The 21058-nt window shown below is 70.5% G+C and carries 20 protein-coding genes; 11 read left to right on the top strand and 9 right to left on the bottom strand.

Features of this window, described 5'->3' with window-relative positions; all coding sequences use genetic code 11:
- Positions 1–17 precede the first annotated feature (17 nt).
- Together TTY48_RS12765 and TTY48_RS12760 are read left to right on the top strand one after the other, a co-directional pair.
- The gene (locus tag TTY48_RS12765; RefSeq protein ID WP_220657851.1) at positions 18–1037 is read left to right on the top strand and encodes a LacI family DNA-binding transcriptional regulator; all 1020 of its coding nucleotides are present in this window, start codon (positions 18–20) and stop codon (positions 1035–1037) included.
- Positions 1038–1150: 113 nt separating this feature from the next.
- Positions 1151–1792, top strand: a complete 642-nt coding sequence (locus TTY48_RS12760) for an FABP family protein (RefSeq protein ID WP_220657850.1) — start codon at positions 1151–1153, stop codon at positions 1790–1792.
- On the opposite strand, the gene TTY48_RS12755 is transcribed toward TTY48_RS12760, so the two are convergent.
- Complete coding sequence (locus TTY48_RS12755) at positions 1780–2757, bottom strand: alpha/beta fold hydrolase (protein WP_220657849.1); 978 nt, start codon at positions 2755–2757, stop codon at positions 1780–1782. The two genes, TTY48_RS12760 and TTY48_RS12755, sit on opposite strands and share 13 nt — an antisense overlap.
- A 70-nt stretch (positions 2758–2827) precedes the next feature.
- Here TTY48_RS12755 and TTY48_RS12750 point away from each other — a divergent pair, with 70 nt between their 5' ends.
- From TTY48_RS12750 to TTY48_RS12740, 3 genes are all read left to right on the top strand, one after another.
- On the top strand, positions 2828–3364 hold the full coding sequence (locus tag TTY48_RS12750; protein ID WP_220657848.1) for a TetR/AcrR family transcriptional regulator: 537 nt from the start codon (positions 2828–2830) through the stop codon (positions 3362–3364).
- Between the two features lie 223 nt (positions 3365–3587).
- Entirely contained in the window at positions 3588–4898 is a 1311-nt protein-coding gene (locus TTY48_RS12745) for a condensation domain-containing protein (RefSeq protein ID WP_220657847.1), read from the top strand.
- A 31-nt stretch (positions 4899–4929) separates the two neighbouring features.
- Entirely contained in the window at positions 4930–6123 is a 1194-nt protein-coding gene (locus TTY48_RS12740; RefSeq protein ID WP_220657846.1) for a lipase family protein, read from the top strand.
- A gap of 204 nt (positions 6124–6327) precedes the next feature.
- Here the strand turns inward: TTY48_RS12740 and TTY48_RS12735 are convergent, their stop codons facing one another.
- Positions 6328–7038, bottom strand: a complete 711-nt coding sequence (locus tag TTY48_RS12735; protein WP_220657845.1) for a DUF899 family protein — start codon at positions 7036–7038, stop codon at positions 6328–6330.
- An 80-nt stretch (positions 7039–7118) separates the two neighbouring features.
- Between TTY48_RS12735 and TTY48_RS12730 the strand changes: the two genes are divergently transcribed.
- The gene (locus tag TTY48_RS12730) at positions 7119–7694 is read left to right on the top strand and encodes a TetR/AcrR family transcriptional regulator (protein WP_220657844.1); all 576 of its coding nucleotides are present in this window, start codon (positions 7119–7121) and stop codon (positions 7692–7694) included.
- Positions 7695–7721: 27 nt separating this feature from the next.
- On the opposite strand, the gene cydC is transcribed toward TTY48_RS12730, so the two are convergent.
- From cydC to TTY48_RS12710, 4 genes are read right to left on the bottom strand one after another with little or no spacing between them, the layout of a single operon-like run.
- Entirely contained in the window at positions 7722–9317 is a 1596-nt protein-coding gene (gene cydC, locus TTY48_RS12725; RefSeq protein ID WP_255585658.1) for a thiol reductant ABC exporter subunit CydC, read from the bottom strand.
- Positions 9310–10965 (bottom strand): thiol reductant ABC exporter subunit CydD, encoded by a 1656-nt coding sequence (gene cydD, locus TTY48_RS12720; protein WP_220657843.1) that lies wholly within the window; start codon positions 10963–10965, stop codon positions 9310–9312. Before cydD ends, cydC begins: the two co-directional genes overlap by 8 nt.
- The gene (gene cydB, locus TTY48_RS12715; RefSeq protein WP_220657842.1) at positions 10958–11995 is read right to left on the bottom strand and encodes a cytochrome d ubiquinol oxidase subunit II; all 1038 of its coding nucleotides are present in this window, start codon (positions 11993–11995) and stop codon (positions 10958–10960) included. The genes cydD and cydB overlap by 8 nt, the downstream gene beginning before the upstream one ends.
- A 9-nt stretch (positions 11996–12004) precedes the next feature.
- Positions 12005–13498, bottom strand: a complete 1494-nt coding sequence (locus tag TTY48_RS12710) for a cytochrome ubiquinol oxidase subunit I (protein WP_220657841.1) — start codon at positions 13496–13498, stop codon at positions 12005–12007.
- 204 nt (positions 13499–13702) lie between these two features.
- Between TTY48_RS12710 and TTY48_RS12705 the strand changes: the two genes are divergently transcribed.
- Together TTY48_RS12705 and TTY48_RS12700 are read left to right on the top strand one after the other, a co-directional pair.
- A complete protein-coding gene (locus TTY48_RS12705) occupies positions 13703–14488 on the top strand; it encodes a hypothetical protein (RefSeq protein WP_220657840.1) in 786 nt (261 codons plus the stop codon).
- Positions 14489–14536: 48 nt separating this feature from the next.
- On the top strand, positions 14537–15433 hold the full coding sequence (locus TTY48_RS12700; protein WP_220657839.1) for a hypothetical protein: 897 nt from the start codon (positions 14537–14539) through the stop codon (positions 15431–15433).
- Here the strand turns inward: TTY48_RS12700 and TTY48_RS12695 are convergent.
- Both TTY48_RS12695 and TTY48_RS12690 read right to left on the bottom strand, forming a co-directional pair.
- Entirely contained in the window at positions 15420–16802 is a 1383-nt protein-coding gene (locus tag TTY48_RS12695) for an amino acid permease (RefSeq protein ID WP_220657838.1), read from the bottom strand. The two genes, TTY48_RS12700 and TTY48_RS12695, sit on opposite strands and share 14 nt — an antisense overlap.
- Positions 16803–16891: 89 nt before the next feature.
- The gene (locus TTY48_RS12690; RefSeq protein ID WP_220657837.1) at positions 16892–17764 is read right to left on the bottom strand and encodes an aminodeoxychorismate lyase; all 873 of its coding nucleotides are present in this window, start codon (positions 17762–17764) and stop codon (positions 16892–16894) included.
- Positions 17765–17824: 60 nt separating this feature from the next.
- Between TTY48_RS12690 and TTY48_RS12685 the strand changes: the two genes are divergently transcribed.
- The 3 genes from TTY48_RS12685 to TTY48_RS12675 all read left to right on the top strand — a co-directional run bounded on the left by TTY48_RS12685 (position 17825) and on the right by TTY48_RS12675 (position 19863).
- The gene (locus TTY48_RS12685) at positions 17825–18874 is read left to right on the top strand and encodes a folate-binding protein YgfZ (protein ID WP_220657836.1); all 1050 of its coding nucleotides are present in this window, start codon (positions 17825–17827) and stop codon (positions 18872–18874) included.
- 20 nt (positions 18875–18894) lie between these two features.
- Positions 18895–19527 (top strand): MOSC domain-containing protein, encoded by a 633-nt coding sequence (locus TTY48_RS12680; RefSeq protein ID WP_220657835.1) that lies wholly within the window; start codon positions 18895–18897, stop codon positions 19525–19527.
- 135 nt (positions 19528–19662) lie between these two features.
- Complete coding sequence (locus TTY48_RS12675) at positions 19663–19863, top strand: DUF3073 domain-containing protein (protein WP_220657834.1); 201 nt, start codon at positions 19663–19665, stop codon at positions 19861–19863.
- Between the two features lie 81 nt (positions 19864–19944).
- Here the strand turns inward: TTY48_RS12675 and purM are convergent, their stop codons facing one another.
- A complete protein-coding gene (gene purM, locus TTY48_RS12670; RefSeq protein WP_220657833.1) occupies positions 19945–21033 on the bottom strand; it encodes a phosphoribosylformylglycinamidine cyclo-ligase in 1089 nt (362 codons plus the stop codon).
- Positions 21034–21058: the final 25 nt, after the last annotated feature.

The raw sequence follows: 21058 nt of genomic DNA, 5'->3' as shown, positions 1-21058 counted from the left end.
TGGTGCACAATCGAGCCATGGGGACCATGGCCGACGTCGCCGCGGCGGCGGGCGTTTCGATCAGCACGGTCTCGCACGTGATCAACGAGACCCGGCGGGTCGACCCGCGCACCCGCGAGGCCGTGCTGGCCGCGATCGGGTCCACCGGCTACCGCCGCAACGCGCTCGCGACGGCGCTCGCCACCTCGCGGTCCGGCGTTCTGGCGCTGAGCATCTCGGCCGGGCGCAATCCGTACTTCGGGCCGCTAATGCGCGCCATCGAATCCCGCGCCACCGAGCTGGGATACACGCTCATGATGGGCGATTCGCACGACGACCCCGTGATCGAGAACCGGCTCGTGGAATCGCTGCTCGATCGCCGCGTGGACGGGGTGATCCTCGCGCCCGCACCGCGGTCGGAACGGGAGACCATCCCCACGGTCCGCCGCAGCGGTACCCCGATCGTGCTGATCGACCGGCTCTCGCCCGCCGACGTCGACCAGGTGGCCTCCGAGGGCGCCGAGCCGGTGGCGCGGCTCACCGCCCACCTCGCGGAGCTCGGCCACCGGCGCATCGGGGTACTCACCGGGCACCCGGGCATCCAATCGACGGTGGAGCGGATCGAGGGCTTCACCGCGGCGATGGCGCGAGCCGGGCTGCGTGCCGCGCCCCGGCACGTGCGCTGCGGCGATTCCCGTGCAGACGAGGCGCGCGCGCAGACCCTGGCGATGTTCCGCGCGCGGGGGCCGCGCCCCACCGCCCTGGTGGTGCTCAACAACGAGATGACGGTGGGCACGATGCGCGCCCTGCGCGAGCTCGACCTGCGCGTGCCGCACGACGTCGCGCTCGTCGCCTACGACGATTTCGAATGGTCGGACCTGTTCTCCCCCGGCCTGACCGCCGCCGCGCAGAACGTGGACGCGATCGGCCGCCGGGCCGTGGACCTGCTGGTGGAGCGGATCGACGGCTTCGACGGGCCGCGCAGGGTCGAGCGGGTGCCCACTGAGTTCCATCACCGGGACTCATGCGGATGTGAGCGCACGAGCGCCGGGGTTTAGTATCGAGCCATGGTCATCTTCTTCGAGATCCTGATGGCGGTGGCATCGGTCGCGATCTTCGCGTTCGCCATCTTCGTGATCTTCCGCGTCCTCACCGACGGCCAGTAATCGCCGTGAGTGACGAGCAGCAGCCCGAGGCGGTCCCCGGCGCTGGTCAGGAGGCGCTCGACGCTGCGATCGAGCGCGCCGAGACCACCTCGTCGCGGAACATCCCGAACCTGCCCGGCCTCCCGCTGGCGGATAACACCGCCAACCTGCGCCAGGGCCCCGATCTGCACCCCGGCCTGCTCGGCCTGCTGCCCCTGGTGGGCATCTGGCGCGGCGAGGGCGAGGGCCACGACGCCGCGGGCGACTACCACTACGGCCAGCAGATCATCGTGAGCCACGACGGCCAGAACTACCTGTCCTGGGAGTCGCGCTCGTGGAAGCTCGACGACAAGGGCGAGTTCTCGGAGCCCGACCTGCGCGAGTCCGGCTTCTGGCGGATCGGCGAGGACGACGAGATCGAGTTCCTCGTGACGCACGCCAGCGGCATCGTCGAGCTGTACTACGGCAAGCCGGTCTCGCAGACCGCGTGGGAGCTCGAGTCCGACGTGGTGATCCGCAGCAAGTCCTCGCCGCTGGCCGGCGCCGCGAAGCGGCTGTACGGACTGGTCGAGCAGGGCGGCGCGCTCGCCTACGTCGAGGAGCGCGTGGACGCAGACGGTGAGCTCATCCCCCGGCTCTCGGCGAAGCTGGGCCGCTACGCGGGCTGATCCGCACGGGCGGCCAGCCGCTCGAACTCCGCCTGCAGCTCGTCCGGATACTGCATCGGCAGTGAGTGGTTCCCCTCCGGCCATACCCGCACCGTCGCATTCGGCAGGGTTCGCGCCGTGCGGGCGGCGGCGTCCGCATCGGTGACCGCACTGCGCGCGCCGAGCCCCACGAAGACCGGCATCGCGAGCCGCGCGAGTGCCGCCGTGTCCAGTTGCACGGGCGTCGGCAGGGCCGCGCGGTACCCGGCCGCGCCGGCGTCGATCATCGCGCCGATCGCGCTCGCTCTCGCCTCACCGTCGTCCGCGCCACCGATCGTCTCGAGCCCCTTGCGGCGCCACGATCCGGGGAGGAAGGGCAGGGCGGAGGGCAGCGTGGCGACGTACATCTGCCAGCGCAGGCCGGCGAACACCAGCACGGGCTCCCACAGGGTCAGGCTCGCGACCCGGTGCGGGTGGTGCTCGGCGAGGTTCGCCGCGGTCCAGCCGCCGAAGGAGTGCCCGATCAGGTGCGCTCGGGTGATCCCGAGCGCCGTCAGCGTCTCATCGAGCCACGCGGCCTGATCGTCGGGGCCGCTCAGCGGACGGTCCTGCACGCTCATTCCGGCATCGCCGAGCGCATCGATCGCGTACACCTCCCGATCGCCGAGCCGGCGCAGCGTATCGGCCCACATCGGCACTCCCGAGGACCGGCCGGGAATGAGGACCACCGGCGCGGTTCCGGGCCTCGGCGCTCCGAACCGGTAGGCGCGCACGATGCCGAATGCCGTTCGCACGTCCCGCGTCTCGGCCGGCGCCGGTAGTGCGGCGAAGGCGCGGTCGTACTGCGCCAGGTAGGCCGTGCGCGCTGCGGCGGAACGCCAGTATCCGACGGGGCTCGGGTCCCGCACCAGATAGGCGCCGACGGCGGTCGTGACGGCGACCGCGGCGAGTCCGGCGGCCACCGTGCGGCGGATGCGCTGTCCCATGACGAACCCCTTTCCAATGCACTCGCATCGTAACAGTGTTGCAATGCGAGTGCATTGCTATGATCGACGCATGCCGAAGCGGGTGGATCACGCGGAACGTCGCGCCGAGATCGATGCGATCGTGTGGGCGATCATCGCCGAGGAGGGCATCGCCGCCGTCACGCTGCGGTCGATCGCGGCCCGCGGCGGCATCTCGATGGGCCGGGTCCAGCACTACTTCCCCACGCGCGAGGCGATCATCGCGCACGCGCTCACATCCTTCCTCGCCCTCGCCGAGCAGGCCCACCCCATCCCCGGCGACCGGAATGAGGCCCTGCTCGTCCTGCTCACCCACGCACTCCCGCACGACGGATCGCAGCCGCTCGGAGCCAAGGTCTGGTACGCCTACCTCGCCGAATCGATCACCGATCCGCAGATCGCCGAGATCGTCGGCGCAGCACTGCGCGGCAGCGAGGATCTCGCGACCGAGCTGCTCGACGGGGACCGCACCCGCGCCCGATTCCTGCTCGCCGCCGCCGACGGATTCGCCTACCGAGCCCTGGCCGGCCTCATCACGCCCGAGGCCGCCGAGGCGGCGATCCGCGAGCTCGTCGAAGCCCACGTTTGAACGCACCGTCAATCGGAGAACGTTCACTAACTTCGAAGACCGTGATATGTCCCGATTAAGACCGTTTCTCTTGTGAACTATCGCACACGAACGGCCCCCTGGAGTGCGTCTCGAAGACGGCAGTCTCACACTCTGAAACATGATGTCCGGTCTGACACAACAATGGGATTGCGCGTTGGGTGAATGGGTGGTGTGGGCTCCGAGCCGCCGTTCACGAGAGGCGATGAATGCGGCCGCACTGACCGATGGCGAACCGTCATTCATTCAGGAGGACCACCTCCGGAGCGGCACCGACGAGGAGCAGTCGATCCAGCGGCTCGTCTACGTCACCTTCACCATGAACGATGTCTACGACGAGGCCGTGATGGCGCGCGCGTTCACCGAATACGCACGCCGGCACAGCTCGTATCACGCGCAGTACGTCAAGTGCGACCGCGGCTATCGCGCCCGGTACATCGAGCCCGAGCAGATGGAGCTCGAGGTGGTCGCGACCTCGGAGTCGAACGGGCCCGGCGTCACGGCGAAGGACTACCTGCAGTCCGGCCTGCCCGGCCTCGACGAATGGTCGTCCTTCGCCTTCGGGGTCACGGGGATCGAGTCGGCGCGCGCGGATTCCGCGGCTCCGCAGTTCACGGTGCTCATCGCCGCGGACCACCTGTTCACCGATGCGATCTCCTTGTCGATCTCGTTCTACGAGTTGGTGTCCCGGTACTCCGCCTTGCGAGCGGGCCGGGAGTACGTCTCGCCGCCGGTGCGCTCGTATCGCGACTTCAGCAACGAGCAGCGAGCGCGGGCGCGGGCACTGAGCCCCGACCATCCGGAGGTCACCCGGTGGCGCGAGATCGTGCGCCGGGCCGGCGGGATGCCGCGGTTCCCGCTCCCGCTCGGTGTCGAGCCCGGACGCGGCGCGGCGCCGCAGATCGCGGTGGAGACGGCCTTCCTCGATCCGGACCGGGTCGCGGCCTTCGCGGCAGCCGCGAAGCGCTGTGGCGGCGCGATGGGCAGCGCCCTGCTGGCCGTGCAGGCGGAACTCGAACGCGAGCTGACCGGCAGTGATCTGTTCACCATGATGGCGCCGCGCTCGCACCGCCCGGATCCGACCGATCTGATGGCGGTGGGCTGGTACATCACCCTGGTCCCGGTGCAGTTCTCGACGGAAGGCGACTTCCCGACCCTCGTGCGCGCAGCACATCAGGCACTGGCCACTGCGCGCGAACTCGAACGGCTGCCCGTGTTCCCGGTGATCGACGTTCTTCGTGATGATCCGGAATTCCCGGTGGAACACGGATTCGATGCTCCGATGCTTTCCTACATCGATATCACGCGCACTCCGGGGGCAGAATTGGCGCGCAGTCACGATGTCTCCATCTTCGCCAATGCCACCCCGATGCGCGAGGTGTACATGTGGATCAATCGCGATGCCGGAGGTCTCGATTTCCGCGCGATGTATCCGGGGAACCCGACGGCGGAGTCGTCGGTGCAGACCTACTTCACACTGCTCCGGGATCGCCTCGGCGAGCTCTCGAACGCCTGACCCGGGCGGAGAACGCGCGTAAACTTATGGGATGGCAAGACGCGATGCCGTCCGGGGTGCCCGTCTCTTGGCGGCGGTGCTCGCCGCGGGGCTGGTGAGCGCCGCGTGCGCCGGGCCGGGTGCGCCGCCATCGGCCACCAGCACCTCCTCCGCGCCCGCCCCGGGGGCGCTGCTGGAGCAGCGGCCGCTCACCGGGATCGACCCGACCACGCTGTCGGCGGGGTCGATGACCTACCTGCGGTACCGCTCGACCGCATCGTCGGGCGGCCCCGCGGAGGTGTCCGGCGCGGTCTTCCTCCCCGTCGGAAGCCCACCGGAGGGCGGCTGGCCGGTGGCGGCCTTCGGCCATGGCACGTCGGGCGTCGCGAACACCTGCGCGCCCACCGCATCACCGGATCTGTTCGGCTCCGCTCCCGTCGTCGCGCAGCTGCTGGCGCGGGGCACCGCCGTGGTGATGACGAACTACCAGGGGCTGGACGGGCCGGGGCAGGCCCCGTACGGCGACGCCCTCTCGTCGGGATACGACGTGCTCGATTCCGTACGCGCGGCCCGCGCGACCGGGCTCCCGCTGGCGGGGCGGACGGTGCTCGTCGGGGTCTCCCAGGGCGGGCGGGCCACCGAATCCGCCGCGGAGTCGGCACCGGAGTACGCGCCCGAGCTCGACCTGCGCGGGTCGGTGCTCCTCTCCCCCGGGCTGATCACGAGGTTCGCCGAGGCCGTGTCCGCCGGGACGCTGAATGCGCCGGAGCAGTACCTGGTGCTCCCCTATCTGGTGGCGGGCGCGCGTTCCGTGAACCCCGGCTTCGGGTACGACCAGGTGCTGCGGGGTGACCTGCTGAGCGCGGCGCCGCGGCTCGCCGCCCAGTGCACCGGTCAGACCGGTCCGGCGGACCTCGCGATGGCGGCCGCCGCGCGCCCGGCCGATGCCGCTTTCGCCTCACCCGATGCGGAGCGCTTCTTCCGCGAGCGAGAGCAGCGCACGAACCTGCCGCGCACCAAGCATGCGCTGCCCACCTACATCGCGCGCGGCGATAGCGACCGGCTGGTGTCGACTTCGTGGACCGCCGAGGGCGTGGCCGCGATGTGCGCACTGGGCACGCCGGTGCAAGACGTGGTGGTGCCCGGGGGCCACGACGCGCCGGGGGCCATCGCCGACCGGTGGCTGGGCTGGATCTCGGACCTGCTCGGCCCGCAGCCGGCCTTCACCGCGACCTGTCCGGGGTGAGGGTACGGAAAACCCCTCCGGGCGTGAACCTCACGCGCCGAAGGGGTTTCCGTCATCTCAGGTGGGTGGCCGCCTAGCGGTCAGCCACCTCCTTGATCCTGAAATTCACCATTTCTCGGATCACCTCCTTTCCGTTGACATCTCCGACGGTACGCCCGCGCGAAACCCTCGGCAACGGAATTTATCGAAGGATGTAACCGCAGGTCAGGACCGGTTCTCGCCGTACCAGCCGGCGATCTGCTTCGACGAGGCCCAGCGGGAGTAGGTGGGCGCCTGCGGCCACCCCTCGGGCGCGTCCTGCCACTCCTCCTGGCGGCCGTAGGGCAGCACGTCGAGTAGGCCGAAGGTGTAGGAGAGCTGCTCGGCACCGCGACTGAAGGTCTGCCACACGTGGTACACCGTGTCGCCGTCGCGGATGAAGGTGTTGTAGGCGAAGCCCCCGCCGGGCCCCGCGCCCACCTCGGTGCCGAAATCCGAACCGGCGGTGGAGTACCAGGTCATCGTGTTCCCCACACGCTTCTTGTAGGCGAGGACCTCGTCCATCGGCCCGTTGGTGATCACCACCATCCGCGCGTCCCAGTTGTCCAGGAACTCGGTGCGCGCGTATTGCGAAGTGACGCCGGTGCATCCGGGGCACTGCCACTCGTTCCCGTCGGTCCACATGTGGTGGTAGGTCACCAGTTGGCTGTGGCCGTCGAAGACCTCGGCCAGGGTCACCTCGGAACCGTCCTCGGCGATGAGCCGGTACTCCGGAAGCTGCACGGCGGGCAGCTGGCGCCGCTGCGCGGCGATGGCGTCGAGCTCGCGCGTCGCCGCCTTCTCCCGGATGCGCAACGTGTCGATCTCGGCCTGCCAGGTCTCCCGGTCGACGACCGGCGGAACGGCGGTGGCGGTAGTGGTGGACGTGGTGCTCATGGCGGACTCCTCGAAATGTTCACAGCGTACACATCTGTTATGTTCACACCGTACACTTCAGAGTCGGGAGGCACAAGGGGATGGCGTATCACCACGGAGATCTGGCGTCGGCACTGGTGGAGGCGGGTCTCGAGGTCACCCGCACCGGCGGACCGTCGGCCCTGACCATCCGTGAGGTGACCCGCCGCGTGGGCGTGAGCCCGAACGCCGCGTACCGGCATTTCCCCGACCGCCTGGCACTGCTGCGCGCGGTGAGCGCCGCGATCGAGGACCGCATGGCCGGGGCGATGGATGCGATCGGCGCGGGCGCCGGCCCCGTCGAACGCCTGCGCGCCGTGGGCCTGGGCTACATCGCCTTCGCGCTCGCCGAACCGGGCTGGTTCTCGGTGTGCTTCTTCGGCGACGAGGCCCCCACCCCCGATTCACTCGCCGAGATCGCGCCCTACGCCGCGCTCTCCGATGCGCTCGACCTCATGGTGCACGCCGGCCTGCTCCGCCCCGAGGACCGGCGATCCGCCACCTGGACCTGCTGGTCGATGGTGCACGGCTTCGCCGAGATGGCACTGCGCGGTCCGCTGCACCACCTCCCCGGCGATCAGCAGTGGCCACTGGCCGAGGCCGCCGTCGACGCCTGCATCCGCGGCATCACGGGCTGACCGCTCACGAATTCGGGCTCAGCGCGCCTACGCGGGCAGATCTTCCCGTGTCGCGGCGCTGCGCCCCACATCGTGAACACGCACCCCGGCGGGTGGCGCCGCATGCCCCGCGACCACCACTGTGCGACCGGGGAAAAGCCCCGCCGGATCGAGGATCTCGCGCAGCAGCCGCGCCGCGTCGGCGCGGTCGAGGTGCTCGGTGGGCTCGTCCAGCAGCACGACGGGCGCCGTACTCACCAAGGCCCGGGCCAACAGCAGGCGGCGGCGTTGCCCGCCGGACAGTGAGTCCGCGCCCTGCTCCAGCGGCGTCCGCACACCGTCGGGCAGGCCCTCGATCCACTCCCCCAGGCCCACCGCCCGCAGTGCGAGCCGCACCTCCTCGTCGCTCACATCGCCCCGCGCCACCCGACAGTTCTCCGCGATCGAGGTGGCGAAGACGTGGGCGTCCTCACCGAAGAAGGCCACGGCCGCAGGGAGATCGGCGTAATCGGCGGCGGGCCGTCCGTCGACGAGCACCTCGCCGCCGCGGCCGTCCAGCCCGGCGAGCGCGAGCAACAGGGTGGTCTTCCCCGCCCCGGATTCGCCGCGCACCGCCAGCCGCTCGCCCGGCGCGAGGGCGATATCGCCCAGCCGCAGGCTCGGGTGAGACGGTGCCGGCGCGGTCCCGACGGGCACCGCCGGCAGGATCAGCAGGGGCGCGAGGCGCGAGGCGGCATCGGCCGAGCGCACGTACTGGCGGGCGGCGTCGGGCAGCGGGGCGAGGGCTTCGAAGACGCTGAGCGGCAACAGCACCAGGATCCCCAGCGTGGTGGGATCGGCGTGCCCCGCGCGGCCGAAGGCCAGCAGCAGCGCGGCGATCGCCGCGACACCGACGGCGAGCGGCAGCGCGGCATCGGCCAGCGCGCCGATCCGCGCGGACCGATCGACGGCGGACCGTCGGGCGCCCTCGGCGGCATCGGCCCGGTTCCGCACCTCGTCGAGGCGTCCGGCCACCGCGAGCTCCCCCGCGTGATCGAGCACCGCGGATGCGGCGGCACCGAAGTCCTCACTCCCGGCGGCCTCGGCGCGGGCGCGGTCCCCGCTCGCACGGACCACGAGCCGGGGTGCGAGCACGCCCGCCACCACCAGGCACACCGCCAGCACCGCCCCGGCCGCCGGATCGACGAACCACATCCACGCCACGGCGGCCGCGGAGACGGTCGCGGCCACGGCGGCGGGAATCAGCGTGCGCACGAGCACGTCACCCACCGCGTCGACATCGGCGCCCGTCCGCGCGAGCAGCTCTCCATCGGTGCGCCGCAGGGTGTCCGCGGGCGCCGCGGCGGCGAGCCGGGTGTACAGCGCCACCCGCAGTTCCGTCAGCCCCGACAGCGCCAACCGGTGCGTCGCGAGGCGTTCCACGTAGCGCATGAGGCCGCGGGTGATGCCCAGCGCCCGCACCGCGGTCACCGCGAGCGAGAGGGTGAGCACGGGCGGCATCGTCCACGCCTTGGTGATCAACCAGGCCGACAGTCCGGCGAGCGCCAGCGCGCTGCCGGCGGTGAGCACGCCCGCTCCCACCGCACCGGCCACCGCGATCGGGCGAACGCGCAGCGCGCGCAGGCACACGAGGAGATCACGCACGGCGCACCTCCAGCACCTGATCGGCGGCGGCGAGCACCTGCTGATCGTGCCCGACGATCACCACCAGCGCGCCGTCCTGGGCGCGGGCCCGCAGCGCCGCCAGTACCCGCTGTGCCAGCGCGGCATCGAGGTGGGCGGTGGGCTCGTCGAAGAGCAGCACTTCGCGGCCGAGCGCGAGGGTACGGGCGAGCGCGAGGCGCTGCCGCTGCCCGGCGGACAGTCCCACGCCACCGGTGCCCACGGGTCGCTGCCACCCGGCCTCGTCGACCACCTCGTCCAGGCCGGTCTCCGCGACGACGCCCGGCACCGTCTCCGGATCGGGGGCGCCGAGCAACGTGAAATTGTGTGCCAGCGTTCCCGGTTCGAGGTACGGGTGCTGCGGGCACCAGGCCACGCGGTCCCACCAGGCGGGCCCGCCGGCCAGAGGCGCACCGTCGACGGTCACGGTCCCGCCGTCGGCCGCGGTGAGTCCGGCGAGCACGGTCAGCAGGGTCGATTTTCCGGTGCCGTTGGGCCCGGTCAGCACGGTGACGGTGCCGGGGCGCAGCCGCGCCGAGAAGTCCGACGGTGCCGCCCCGTCGCGTCCGTGCACGGTGACGCCCCGCAGCTCGATGATCCCGGGCGCGGCGGTGCCCCGGCCGGTGACGGGCGACGGATCGTCGAGCAGCGCGAAGACCCGCGAGGTGGCCTCGAGTCCCTGCTCGGCGGCATGGAACTGCGCACCGACCGAGCGCAGCGGCCGGTACACCTCGGGCGCCAGGATCAGGGCGAAGACGCCGGGCAGCAGATCCATATCGCCGAAGACGAGCCGCAGGCCGATGCTCACCGCGACGAGCGCCACGCACAGGGTGGCGAGCAGTTCGAGCGCCATCGAGGAGAGGAAGGCGATGCGCAGGGCGCCCATGGTCTCGGTGGCGTTGCGGTCGCCGAGGTCGCGCACCGCGCGCTCGGGTCCGCGCTGGCGGCCCAGGGCGCGCAGCGTGGGGAGCCCCGCCACCAGATCGAGCAGTCGCGCCGAGAGCCGGGCCATGGCCTCGAGCCGGCGCCGGGTGCGCTCGCGGGTGAGCAGGCCGATCAACACCATGAAGATCGGCAGCAGCGGCAGGGTGCCCAGCGCGATGGCCCCGGAGATCGGGTCGGCGAGGAAGATCACGAGAACCAGTGCCGGGGTGGCGATCACGCTGAGCGCGAGCGCCGGGAGGTAGCCGGTGAGATAGGGCGGCAGCTCGTCCAGGCCGCGGGTGAGCGCGGTCCGCAGCTCCTCGCGGTCGGTGCCCCCGGGCAGCCGACCGGGACCGATCGCACCCAGCGCGGCGGAGCGCAGCTGCGAGACCGTGCGGTCTGCGGCGCGCCGTTCGATCCGACCGCGCAGGTACGCCACCAGCACGCGCACCGCCGCCGCCACCGCGGCCACGGTCAGCGGACTCCGCAGGTCCGCCATGGGTACCGCGCCGCTCACCAGGCGGGCGAGCACCGTCGCCGTGCCGTAGGCGAGCGCGATCAGCGCGAGCGTCTCCACCACCCCGCACGCCACCACCGTCGCCAGGAGCCCGCGGGAGGCCCGCGCGTACCGCAGCAGTCGCGGGTCCACGGGGCCCCGCGGAGCGGTGGCCGTCGGATCCGCGGCGGGAGCGGCGGTGTCAGACACGAGGACTGAGGCCGATCGAGGGCGGAATCTGCTCGGCGGAGATGCGCTTGCGGAAGACCCAGTAGGTCCAGGCCTGGTAGATCATCACCATCGGCAGCAGCACGATGGTGCACCAGGACATCACCACCAGGGTGTAGTGCGAGGAGGCGGCGTCGGCGATGCTGATCGACCGCGCGGGGTCGGTGGCGTTGAGGACGTTCGGCGCCAGCGAGCCGAACATCAGCACGCTCACCGCGGCCACCACGGCACAGGTCGACAGGAACGCCGCCAGCTCCTTGCCTCCGCGGATCAGCAGGCCGGCGGCCACCAGCCCGGCGGCGGCCACCGCCACGGCGGCCCAGGTCCAGCCCTTGCCGTGGGCGAGCTGCGTCCACACGGCGAAGCCGGCGCCGATCACCGTGACCGGCAACCACATCCGGCCGGCGATCCTGCGGGCGTCGTGGCGGACGGTGCCGTCGGACTTGAGCGCTACGAAGATCGCGCCGTGCAGCAGGAACAGGCCGAGCAGGGCGAGTCCGCCGAGCAGGCCGTAGGGGTTGAGCAGGTCCCAGACCTCGGAGGTCATCCGTCCGCGTTCGTCGATGTCCACCCCGGCGAGGATGTTCGCGAACACCAGGCCCCAGGCGAAGGCGGGGATCCAGGAGCCCAGGCCGATGCCGAAATCGGCCCAGCCGCGCCAGCGCGGATCGTTGATCTTGCCGCGCCACTCGATCGAGCACACCCGGGTGATCAGGCCCACCAGGATCGCGAGCAGCACCAGGTAGAAGCCGGAGAAGACGGTGGCGTACCACACCGGGAAGGCCGCGAACATGGCCGCGCCGGCGGTGATCAGCCACACCTCGTTGCCGTCCCAGACGGGGCCGATGGTGTTGAGCAGCACCCGTCGCCGGGTGTCGTAGTCCGTGGGGTGGCGACGCTTATCGCCCATGATCGGCATCAGCATGCCCACGCCGAAGTCGAAGCCCTCCAGCACGAAGTAACCGGTGAAGAGGAAGGCGATGGCGAGGAACCAGTAATCGGGGAGAGTCATGTCCGGCTCCTAGTACGCGAAGGAGAGCTGGTCCGAGGGCTTACCCGCGCCGGGTGGCGCACCGTCGGGATCGTCACCGTCCGGCCCGTCCGCGGGGGCGTCGTCCGGGTTGTGCAGGTGCGGTCCCTCGATCACGTAGCGGCGCAGCAGCGCGAACCACAGCAGGTACAGCACGCCGTAGACGGCGGCGAAGGTCACCAGGGAGAAGGCCATCATGGCCGTCGAATGGCCGGAGACCGCCTCGGCGACGGTGAGCCGGATGGTCTGATCGCCGTTCGGGTTCGGCACCACCACCCAGGGTTGGCGGCCCATCTCGGTGAACACCCAGCCCGAGGTGTTCGCCAGGAAGGGCGTGGGCAGGGCTATCAGGCAGATCCTGCTGAACCATCGCTGGTTCGGGATCCGGCCGCGGCGGGTGACCCACAGGCCGGCCAGCGCCAGCACGCCCGAGCCGATCGACCAGCCCATCATGGCGCGGAACGCCCAGTAGGAGACGAACAGGTTGGGGCGGTAGTCGCCGGGGCCGAACTTCTCGACGGCCTCGGCCTGCAGTTCGGTGACACCCTTGAGGGTGGAGTTGGGATCACCGTTGGCCAGGAACGAGGTGAGGTACGGGACCGAGAGCACGTGCTGCACGGATTCGCAGTCGTTGTGGGTGCCGATCGTGAGCAGCGAGAAGCTGGCTCCGGTCTCGGTGTGGCACAGCGATTCCGCCGAGGCCATCTTCATCGGCTGCTGCTCGAACATCAGCTTGGCCTGGGCATCGCCGGTGATGGCGAGTCCCACGGCCGATACCAGCATCACGCCGAGGCCGAACCGGGTGAGCGGGCGGAACATCTGCGCCAGCTCCAGTGCATCGGGGTCGCCGCGGCGCATACCGCGCACCATCCACCAACCGCCGATCGCGGCGACGAAGGTGCCGGCGGTGAGCCACGCACCGAAGACGGTGTGCGGGAAGGCCGCCAGCGTGGTCGAGTTGGTGAGCACCTCCCAGATGCTGGTGAGCTCCGCGCGCTTGGTCTCGGGGTTGTAGGTGGCGCCCACCGGGTGCTGCATCCACGAGTTGGCGGCCACGATGAAGTAGGCGGAGGCGTTCACGCCCAGGGCCACCAGCCAGATGCAGCCCAGGTGAACGAGTTTCGGCAGCCGCGTCCAGCCGAAGATCCATAGGCCGAGGAAGGTGGATTCCATGAAGAAGGCCACCAGGCCCTCCAGGGCGAGCGGGGCGCCGAAGACGTCGCCCACGAACTTGCTGTACTCGCTCCAGGCCATGCCGAATTGGAACTCCTGGACGATGCCGGTGGCCACGCCCAGGGCGAAGTTGATGAGGAAGAGCTTGCCGAAGAAGTTCGTGCCGCGCAGCCAGGCCTTCTTACCGGTCACCAACCACAGCGTCTGCATCGTCGCGACCATCGGCGCCAGGCCGATGGTCAGCGGCACCAGGATGAAGTGCATCACCGTGGTCATGCCGAACTGCCAGCGGGCGATCTCCAGTGCGGTCATGCTTCGCTCCCTGGGCCGAGGGGGCGGATCGGCGCCGTTGCCGACCCGTGTTACTACCACTCGTAGTATCTACTACGGATAGTAGTAGATACTCAGCGCTATCCCAAGCACTGAGGCAGGAGTCACCTCACGCCGCGGATCGCACTCTGCAACCGTTCGCCATCGCATACACTCCGGACAGATCACGTCTCCGGGGGGAGTCCAATGAATCCGCAGCGCTTCGATTCGCCGTACCGTCCGTGGCCACCGCAGCCTGGGCAGGCGCGACCCAGTCGGCCCGCTCGCTCCACCGGAGCGCTGATCGGCATTGTCGTCGCCGCGACGGCCGTTGTCATAGCGCTGATCGTCGTAGGGACGGCGGTCGCCCTGAACCGCGCCGAGCGCCCAGCCGCAGCGTCGGCAATGAGCAGCGGGCGCGCACCGTCGGTCACCACCCCGTCGAAGCCGATGGGCATCGGACCCGGCTTCGGACTTTCCGACCCTCCGCCCAAGGAACCGCTCATCACCACCGTCACGAACAGCACTATCGGCGGCGACAAAGACTGGCTACATTTCCAGACCGGCGGAGGTCGAACGATCGACCTCAAGGCCACGCTAGTCCGGCCCGGCCGCGACTACCCCGACTGCCGGACGCTCGACAGGTCCGGCAAGCTCGCGCGCCTCGGCTGCACGCAATCGGCTGACATGGTGCACTCCGCGGACGGCGGGCAATTGTTCCTCAACACGGTGGTCTTCTCCATGCGGGACGAGGCCGCGGCGCAGACCGCCGAATCCGGCTACCAAGACCACGACCTGACCGAACTCGACGGTACCTATCGCACCGGGTACGCCAAGGCCAAGTACCGGATTTCGACCGTTCGCAACTTCTTCGTCGTCACACTGGCCACCGCAGCAGCGGCAACACCCGAGGCCACGATGAGCCAATACCTTCGCGTTTATCACGGCAGTGTGGACGGCGTGTTGATCGCCATGAATATGGGCCGCAAGTGATCCTGGCCCAGCGGTGATGCCAGTTCACGGTGCCTGGGGAGGAGCCCTGTGAATCCATTGTCACCGCCCGGCGTGCCCGATGAGGAGCGCGCATCGTTCGACTCGGATCTGCCGCAGCCGGAGGGCGCGTTCGTCTCCGCGCACCGGCCCCGCAATCCGACCTACGACGAGCCCGATCCGGCCGAAGAGTCAGAGCCCTCGTGGGCCGAAGCGGAGGACATTGCCCCGGCTTCCACCCCCGAACCTGATGAGGCAGCAGCACCCTGGTCGGACGCCGGCGGCGAAGTCGACGACTACACCGACGACTACGTCCAGGCCACCGACGAGCCGTCGGTGTCGAGTGTTTTCATCGATTGGCTCGGAAAGCTCTGCATCGGCATCGTTCTCATGATGATAGCCATCGGTGCTGCCACCGGCTTCACCTCGTGGCGCGTCGGTCAAACGGTGCCCACTCCCACTGGGTCACCGACCGCGGCGAGCCGCGATGCGGGAAGAGCGCTCTATCAGGACATGGGCGGCCGCAAGGATTGGAACTACCGATCGGGGCCGGTGCAGTTGCAGGCGACCTGGGTCAGTGGCGTCGACTACGCCACCTGCGCCGACATCGACGCGACCGGGAGGCTGGCGCAGTACCGCTGCCGGAACGCGGCGGAATCGACGCACTCGGCGGAGAACGGCCAGCTACTGCTCACCCAGTACCTGTTCGCGCTGCCCGACGAGGCCCGTGCAGGTGCCGCCGCCACGAGCGTCATCCCGCCGGACGTCCGCACGCGTCCCGACACCACAATCGACGGCGCGACCACCCGCGACGCACGCGTCACAGCTGAGAAGAACATGGTCCTGCTCACCATCGTCACCGCGACCGCGGCGGTCCCACCCTCCACCGTGGACACCTATCTCACCCACCGCCACGGCGACACGCTCGGCGCCCTCAGCCTCCGGTGACCGCAGACCGTCGCTCCATGCGGCGCTGGTGCAGGACGCTGGCCGCCACCACGAACACCGCGAGGCCGGTCGAGAGGCCGACCGCGCTGCGCTGGCTGGGATCGACGATCATTGCCACGATGATGAAGACGATGAACGCGATCACCGCGTACGTGGCCCACGGGAAGAACCACATCCGCAGCGGCGAGGGCTCGGTGGCCCTGCGGCGCAGGGCGATCTGGCTGAGCGCGATCACCAGGTACACGAACAGCGCCACCGCGCCGGTGGTCGCCAGCAGGTAACCGAAGAGCTTCTCCGGCAGCACGTAGTTGCCGATCACCGCGAGGAAGCCCAGCAGCATCGACGCCAGCACCGAGACCGCGGGCACGCCGCGCTTCGTGGTGCGGCCAGCGGCGGCGGGAGCGTCGCCGCGCTGCGCGAGCGAGTACAGCATCCGGGACGCCGTGTAGAGCGCGCTGTTGAGGCACGAGGCCACCGCCACCAGCACCACCACGTCCATGATCCCCGCGGCCGCCGGGATGTTCATGCCCTGGAGCACCGCCTGGTACGAGCCGGTCGCCGAGTCCAGCGAGTTCCACGGCACCAGCGCGACGACCACGAAGATCGACCCGATGTAGAACAGGCAGATCCGCCACACCACGGAGTTCACGGCCTTGGTGATGCCCTTGGCCGGCTCCGGCGATTCGGCGGCGGCGATCGTCACGATCTCCGAGCCCATGAACGTGAACATCGTGGTGAGCATCGCCGCGATCACTGCGCTCGCCCCGTTCGGCATGAAGCCGCCGGTGTCCCAGAGGTGGTGCACGCCGGACACGCCCGAGCCGGGCAGCAGCCCGAAGATCGCGAGCACGCCCAGCGCCAGGAAGGCGGCGATCGCCAGCACCTTGATCAGGGCGAACCAGAACTCGAACTCGCCGTAGTTACCCACCGAGAGCAGGTTCGTCACCGTCAGCAGCACCACCACCAGCAGCGCCCACGACCACTGCGGGCCGCCCACCACCTTCGCCATGATCACCGCCGCGGCGGTGGCCTCCACCGGGATCACCAGCACCCAGAACAGCCAGTACAGCCAGCCGATGCTGCAGCCCGCCCAGCGGCCCAAGGCCCGCTCCGCGTAGGTCGAGAAGGAGCCGGTGTCCGGCTGCGCCGTGGCCATCTCGCCGAGCATCCGCATCACCAGGATCACCAGCAGCCCGGCCAGGGCGTACGAGATGAGAACCGCCGGACCGGCCAGTTTGATCGCGTTCGCCGAGCCCACGAACAGTCCCGCCCCGATCACACCCGCGATCGAGATCATCGTGATGTGCCGGGGCTTGAGGCTCGTCCCCAGTTCGTTACCGCCCGAGCGATCGGCGACCTGCGTGTTCATCCACGGGACACTAGCGCCGTGACGGAACCGCCGCAGGGCATGCCGGGATTGTCCGAATGATCCTCAAAAGCCCGCGCGCGAGCGATCTTTCAGGGGGTGTTCTCGATACCCGACTCCAGCAGCGAGCGCACCGTCTCGTCCATCGGGGCATCGGGCAGGGCCCGGCCGTTGAGGGTGTGCACCCGCGCGCACAGTGTGATCGACGAGATCAGCCACACCCCGTCGTTCATCACCAGGTCCACGGGGAACAACGGCTCGATCGCGGTGTCGACGCCCTTGTCGTGGGCGGCGTCGAACAGCGCGCGCACGCTGGTCCCGGGCAGGATGCCCTGCTCGTCGGGCGGCGTCACCAGCGTGCGGCCGCGGGCGATCACCACGGTGGCGCGCGGCGCCTCCAGGACCCGCCCCTCACTGGAGGTGAAGATCACGTCGTCGGCGCCCTGCTCCGCCGCGTACCGGGTGGCCGCCATGTTCACCGCGTACGAGAGGGTCTTGGCACCCATCAGCAGCCACGGCGCGTTCTGCGCGAGCTCGGTCGAGTAGCCGCGATTGAGGGTGATCGCCGAGACCCCGTCGCGCCGAGCCGCCAGCGCCCGCTCCGGGACCGGCGAAACGGTGACGTAGGCGGTCGGCGTCGAGGGATCGGACTCCCGCCCGCGGGTGTAGACGAGGCGGAGCGCACCGTCGACCCCCTCGCCCGCGGCCTCCGCGAAGAGCACCGCCGCGCGTTCCATCGCGGCCCACCAGGCACCGTCGTTCGGGGCCGGCAGGCCCAGCGCGGCGGCGGACCCGGCCAGCCGGTCCAGGTGCGCCCGCGCCTTGAGCGGGCGCCCGCCGCGCACGAGCACGGTCTCGAAACAGCCGTCCCCGCGGACGGCGCCGAGATCGTCGGCGTAGAGCAGAGGAGTCGAGGGATCGTGCGCGGAGCCGTCGAGGGTCACCACCACGGAAGCGTCGGCCATGGCCGCAAGATTAGGCCACGCGGAATCGGGCCGCCCGGGCGGCGGGCGTAGAGTCGAGTAGTGGTCGATTCCGAACATGTCACGTCCGGTATAGCGAATCCCGACGACACCCCGGATGCCGGTGTGACCTGGCATTTCGGTGACCCGTTCGGGGAGCAGCGCGCCGCCGAGCGCGGCGCCGCGGTGGTCGACCGATCGCACCGCCGCGTGATCACCCTGACCGGCCCCGAGCGGCTGTCGTGGCTGCACTCGATCACCAGCCAGCACCTCACTTCCCTGCCCGACGGCGCCTCGGTGCAGAACCTCAACCTCGACGGCAGCGGCCGCGTGCTCGACCACTTCTGGGTCACCGATGTCGACGGCACCACGTACATCGACACCGAGCCCGCGGCGCTCGCGCCGAAGGAGGCGCCGCTCTCCCCCGACCTCGCGACCTACCTGCAGCGGATGGTCTTCCGCGCGCAGGTGGAGGTGCGCGACCGTCCGGACCTCGCGGTGGTCACCGTGATCGGCCCCGACGCGGCCACCGTCGCCGAGGGGGTCTCCGGGATCCGTCGCGCCGAACCCGACGAGGTGAACCTCATCGTGCCCCGCGACGATCTCGCCGGCACCGTCGCCGCCCTCGTCGCCGCCGGGGCGCAGCCGGCCGGCACCTGGGCCTACGAGGCCCGACGGGTCGCCGCCGCCCGTCCCCGCGCCGGCCTCGACACCGACGACAAGACGATCCCGCACGAGGTGAACTGGATCGGACCGGCCGTGCACCTCGACAAGGGCTGCTACCGCGGGCAGGAGACGATCGCCCGCGTGCACAACATCGGCCGCCCGCCGCGCCGGCTGGTGCTGCTGCACCTCGACGGCTCCGCCGACGCCCGGCCCTCCACCGGTGATCCGGTGACGCTCGACGGGCGCACCGTCGGGCGGCTCGGCACCGTGGTCGAGCACGCCGACTACGGCCCCATCGCCCTCGCGCTGATCAAACGGTCGATCCCCGACGATGCGAAGCTCGACGCGGGCGGCGCCGCGGCGGCGATCGACACCGACGTCACCCCGGCGGCCGATTCCGGCGATCAGGCCGGACGGTCCGCCGTCGACCGGCTGCGCGGCCGGTGACACACCCCGGGACGCCGCCGATGCAGCAGGTGCTCGCGGTGTGCGTCGTCGCGCAGGAGCACCACCTCGATCCCCGCAGACCGGAGCAGCGCACCGCCATCGACAAGCGGCCCGCCGAGGGTCCCGTCGAGGTCGGCCCGCTGGGCCCGCTCACCGACCACGTCTGCGATCCCAAGCACCACGGCGGCGAGGAACAGGCCGTGTACGCCTACTCGCAGCACGAGGCCGACCGCTGGGCGCAGGAACTGGGCCGGGAACTGCCGTTCGGCTGGTTCGGGGAGAACCTCCGCGTGGACGGCCCCACCACCGACCTCGTGGTGGGCACCCGGCTCCGGGTGGGCGCGGTCCTCGAACTCGAGGCCACCATCCCGCGCACCCCGTGCCGGACCTTCGCGCTGTGGTCGAAGGAGGACGGCTGGCTCAAGCGGTTCACCGAGCGCGGCGACACCGGCGCCTACTTCCGGGTGCTCACACCGGGACCGGTGGCCGCCGGCGACCCGGTGGCCGTGGTGCACGTGCCCGAACACGGCGCCACCCTTCGAGATCTGTTCCATGCGACACGTCCCGAGCGACTCGAAAACCTCCTGACCGGCCGTGACCTGCCACCGAAGGTGGAGCGGGACGCCCGTCGGGCGCTCAATAGAGCAAAGTGACACCCAGGCGGCAGCAGCATCGCCGATCGCACGCTAAACTGGACCCCAGGAAGAATTTGTACACGGAGAAAGGGGCCGCCACCCGCCGGGCAATCCGGTAGCTGGCCGCCCCTTCATTGCGCAAGGGGGTCCCCCATGGGCCGCGGCCGAGCAAAGGCGAAGCAGACCAAGGTGGCACGGGAGCTGAAGTACAGCACGCCGAGCACCGACCTGAAGAGGCTGCAAGACGAGCTGGCGGGTGGCGGGCACGACGAGGCTGATGTACTCGCCTCTCACCCCGAGTGGAGCGATGTCGCAGGCGAGCCGTACCGCGAAGAGGAGTGGCGCCGCGCCTGAGGCGCGCCACCTCCGCTCACACCCTGAACGCCGAAGGGAACCGCAACCCGGATCGGGTCGCGGTTCCCTCGACGTTGTGCGCTAGAACTTGGGATGTGAGCCGCTCAGCACGGCACCGCCGGGCGCAGCCCCGCCGTCCTGGCTGGACTTCTTGATCGACCCCAGCACCCAGCTGTCGATGTGGCGTGCCGTGAGCACGGCCAGAGCGCGATCGACGTCCTCGGGCGCCACGATCGCGACCATGCCCACGCCCATGTTGAAGGTCTTCTCCATCTCGGCCTGCTCCACCCGGCCGCGCTGCGCGATCAGGGCGAAGACGGCGGACGGGCTCCACGTGTTGCGGTCGAGGTCGGCCACCAGGCCGTCCGGGATCACGCGCGCCAGGTTGGCCTCCAGGCCGCCGCCGGTCACGTGGCAGAAGGTGCGGACCTGGGTCTCCTGGGTGAGCCGCAGGCAGTCCAGCGCGTAGATCGCGGTGGGCTCGAGCAGCTCCTCGCCCAGGGTGCGGCCGAACTCCTCGACGTAGCCGCCGAGATCCATGTGGCCCCACTCCAGGAGCACCTTGCGGGCCAGGCTGTAGCCGTTGCTGTGCAGGCCGGAGCTCTTCATGGCGATCACCACGTCGCCCGCGCGCACGTTGTCGGGGCCGAGCACCTCATCGGCCTCCACGACGCCCACGCCGGTCGCGGACAGGTCGTACTCGCCCTCGCCCATCAGGCCGGGATGCTCGGCGGTCTCGCCGCCCAGCAGGGCGCAGCCGGCGCGCACGCAGCCCTCGGCGATGCCGCCGACCAGCTCGGCGACGACCTCCGGGACCACCTTGCCCACGGCGATGTAGTCCTGCAGGAACAGCGGCTCGGCGCCGGTCACCACGAGATCGTCGACCACCATGGCCACCAGGTCGATGCCCACGGTGTCGTGCTTGCCCATGGCCTGCGCGACGGCGATCTTGGTGCCCACACCGTCGGTGGAGGCGGCCAGCACGGGCTCGCGGTACTTCTTCAGGGCGAACAGGCCGGCGAAGCCGCCGAGACCGCCCATGACCTCCGGGCGGGTGGCGCGCTTGGCGTGCGGCTTGAACAGCTCGACGGCGCGGTCACCGGCCTCGATGTCGACTCCGGCGGCGGCGTACGAGGCGCCCTGCGGCGGCTGGTTAATGGAATCCGTCACGGGGTCATAGGCTACCGGACTCCGA

This window comes from Tsukamurella sp. TY48 (assembly GCF_019656655.1).
GTDB classification, from domain to species: domain Bacteria; phylum Actinomycetota; class Actinomycetes; order Mycobacteriales; family Mycobacteriaceae; genus Tsukamurella; species Tsukamurella strandjordii.
This window is presented reverse-complemented; position numbering and strand designations above follow the sequence as displayed.